At 67.7% G+C, this 269-nt stretch carries 1 protein-coding gene; it reads left to right on the top strand.

Features of this window, described 5'->3' with window-relative positions; genetic code table 11:
* The coding region (locus ACLJNW_RS25440) for an aconitase family protein (protein ID WP_410961397.1) at positions 1–269 on the top strand (269 nt) is incomplete at both ends.

Raw genomic sequence — 269 nt, 5'->3', positions numbered from 1 at the left:
GCTCCAAGGTGGTCACCGACTACTTCAAGGCCGCCGGCCTGACCCGCTACCTCGACGAACTCGGCTTCGATCTGGTCGGCTACGGCTGCACCACCTGCATCGGCACCTCCGGCCCGCTGCTGGAGCCGATCGAGAAAGCCATCCAGCAGGCCGACCTGACCGTCGCCTCGGTACTCTCCGGCAACCGCAACTTCGAAGGCCGCGTGCACCCGTTGGTGAAGACCAACTGGCTGGCCTCGCCGCCGCTGGTGGTGGCCTACGCCCTGGCC

Origin of the sequence: Salmonella sp. SAL4457, assembly GCF_046548235.1 — a bacterium.
In the GTDB taxonomy this organism is placed as follows: Bacteria; Pseudomonadota; Gammaproteobacteria; order Enterobacterales; family Enterobacteriaceae; genus Salmonella; species Salmonella enterica.
This window is presented reverse-complemented; position numbering and strand designations above follow the sequence as displayed.